This window comes from Caldithrix sp. (genome assembly GCF_056497305.1).
Genome location: NZ_JBSMDE010000157.1, coordinates 1 through 3,151, shown reverse-complemented (window position 1 = coordinate 3,151; position 3,151 = coordinate 1). Strand labels below are relative to the sequence as shown.

Below are 3,151 nucleotides of genomic sequence, written 5' to 3'. Positions count from 1 at the left end.
TACTGTTAAATTGCCAGAATATGACGCCCGCCAGTAAAAAGACCGCCACGATCACTCCCAGGGCCAGGGGCAGCCAGTTAGATTGACGATTATCAATATTGCTCCTGGATTTAGTGGTCTTCTTTTTCGGGCGCTCGCTTACGACCGGAGTTTTTTTCTGCACAGTCACACGACTTTTTTTCGTTGGTTGCTGCGCTTGCGTGAAATGGGCAAAAATCAGGTTAGAAAACTGAGAGCAGGTCTGGAATCTCTTCTCCGGATCTTTATTGGTCGCTTTATAGATGACATCAACCAGCCAGTTGGGAATATCTTTATTAAAAGTCCTCGGATCAATGATGGGTTCTTTAACGATTTCTTCCATCAGCTTAATGGGATTGTCAGTGGGATGGTACGGTAATTTTCCCGTGGCTAACTGATAGAGCAACACGCCCAGGCTGTAAATATCGGAACGATGGTCAACGCCGGCCGCATTCTGGATTTGTTCCGGACTCATAAAGTAGGGCGAGCCTAACTGGGCGCCTGTTCGCGTATGTCCCTCTTGATCCAGCGCCTTGGCAATTCCGAAATCGCTTATCTTGGCCACTTCGTGTCCATGAAAATAACCGGCATATTCCGAAAGAAGGATGTTCATAGGCTTGATATCGCGATGGATCACCCCCTTTTGATGGGCATAATCCATGCCGGCAAGAATTTGCGTAAAAACAGGAATAATTTCTTCCAGCTTCAGCCCGTGACCTCTCTGTTTAATCACCTCGTTAAGAGCCGGCCCGGGAATATATTCCAGAAGGATAAAATACTTGTTATCCACTCGTTCCACATTGTAACAGCGCACAATATTGGGATGGTTTAAATCCAGTTGCAGGCGCGCTTCTTGCAAAAAACGTTTACGTATATGTTCCTCTTCAGCGTAATGATCGTAAAGCAGTTTCATGGCCATCTTCATGCCCGTGAGCTCATCCCGCACAAGGTAAACCGTGGCCATACCGCCAGAGCCAAGTGTTTTGATTTTCTGGTATTTCCCAATCCTCTCCATTTTCACCCTTTCACCTACTTGTGATTCAATTTTGCATCAGCGTTAAAAGTAAAATTAAAAATAACAGGAAACTAATGGACAGATAATTGGCCAGAACCAACAGACAGCCGTAATTTTGCGCTTTTTTCAACTTATTTAAGCGAGATTCATTCAGCCTTTGCAGAATTTCGTTACAGGTTTTAAAACGTTGTTCTGGCTCTTTAGCCATCATTTTAATAATGATTTTTTGTAACCATGCTGGGACATTCTGGTTCTGACTGGCAATAGGGATAATATTGTTAGTCGTTATTGCCTTAACCAGTTCAGTAATAGAATTTCTTTTCTGGGGATAGGGAATTTTGGCCGTACACACATAGTAAAAGGTTGCGCCCAGGCTATAAATATCGGAGCGGTGATCCACATTCGCCGGGTTTTTAATTTGTTCCGGACTCATAAACGAATAGGTTCCCAGGCGAACATCGCTGCGCGTTAAATCGCTTACGCCCAAGGCTTTGGCAATTCCCAGGTCCCCCAACTTGACCACGCTATGTTCACTGAATCCAAATCCCGAATCGTACACAAAGATATTATGCGGTTTAATATCGCGGTGCACGACTCCCTTTTCATGCAAATATTGAAGCGCATTTAAAATCTGTTTAAAATATGCCAGCATTAAATTCACTGACAGTGGTTCCCCGATTTGTTCAATTAATTGCGCTAAATTGAGCCCCGGCACATACTCCAATAGCAAATAGATTTTTTTATTCTCTTCAAAAACCTCATAACAACGGATGATGTTGGGATGTTTTAGCGCAAGTAATATGCCTGCTTCGGTTAAAAATCTTTTTTTGATTATAGGATTCGCCGCATATTTTGGCAACAGAGTTTTTAAAGCGAACTGTTTACCAAGCTTTTTATGTGTAACCAGGAAAACCGAAGCAATGCCGCCTTCTCCCAGCTTTTTGTTTATAATTAAATCCTTAAGTTTAACGTCCACGATGCTTTTCGAGCTTCTTCAGTAACAATTCGATTTCTTCTGTATCACGCACAAAAGGTTCAAACTTAGATGGTATCTGATTAATATTGTTAACGGCGTTTTGATAACTAACAGACATATCGGTAATCCACAAAACGATGCCGGATAACGCTTCGATCTCACTCAATTTATTGGCATTTGCTTTTAGCCGATCCATGTCTTCAGAAAAAGAATCCGCTATCTTTAAAAGCTTATGGCTATCCTCTTCTAAAAGTTGATAATCGGTCAAAAATTGATGGACAGCATTTTTCAGTTCCTGTTCATTGGACGAAACGGGACTTTCTCTGAATTGAGCGGCTGCCTGCTGATAGGCGTTGAATGAATCATAGGTGCTGTTTAAATGAGTTTTGTACAAAAAAAGGGTATTTATGTTTTCTTTAAAATGTTGCAGAGATTCTATGGTCTTTGAAGGGATGACCGCGCTCATTATTTTAAAACTGGCTTGTTGTTCTACCTCATTTAATTTCTGGATAATCGTTTGAAAGTATGGCTCAATTTCCGAAAACGCGCTTAAATCGGCAACACAATCAGCCAATAATTGTTCTTTTTCGGCCATACTTTGGCGGGTGAATTCCTCAGACGATAATTTTTTTACGATTTGATTTCTGAGTTGCTGCGGATCAGGCCCTTTAAGATAACGAATGCCAAACACAAAAAAGATTAAAAACAGCGCAAACAAAGAAGGAATCAGAATTTGATTTAACCTTTTTTCTCTTTTTAATTGAGTGTATGAAAATGTGGTGTCGTAAAGTCTGCGCATGGCGCTTTTCTTTTTCTGCTTTGGCGCTCCCTGTGTTAACGAGAAAATACAATGGATTCCTTTAATGGTGATTGTATCGCCTTCCGATATCTTTTCCTTTTTTAACGGCCTCCCGTTAAACAGAATATCGGGTTTATTGAATAAATTTCGGGCAACAAATTGGCCTTTTTCAATCGTAACCTTTACCAGTCGGTTCTCGTCATGCAGATCCGGCGACCAATACATATCCCGCCTCTGTTCATCAAAACAAAAGTAGCCAGGTAATGTTTTAACCCGTTCTGTTTTCCCTGTGTGCGAAAAAGTTAACATGATTTCCCATACAGGACCTGTTTGCTCTTTTTTT

General features: G+C 41.3%; 3 protein-coding genes. All 3 read right to left on the bottom strand.

Going from position 1 to position 3,151, the window contains the following annotated elements; translation table 11 throughout:
- Positions 1 to 1,033: serine/threonine protein kinase (locus tag ACWB0I_RS13045; protein WP_479388509.1), on the bottom strand; the 1,033-nt coding region annotated here is incomplete at its 3' end.
- Positions 1,034 to 1,058: 25 nt separating this feature from the next.
- On the bottom strand, positions 1,059 to 2,009 hold the full coding sequence (locus ACWB0I_RS13040) for a serine/threonine-protein kinase (protein ID WP_479388508.1): 951 nt from the start codon (positions 2,007 to 2,009) through the stop codon (positions 1,059 to 1,061).
- On the bottom strand, positions 1,999 to 3,151 hold a 1,153-nt coding region (locus tag ACWB0I_RS13035; protein ID WP_479388507.1), incomplete at its 5' end, for a hypothetical protein. The genes ACWB0I_RS13040 and ACWB0I_RS13035, both read right to left, overlap by 11 nt.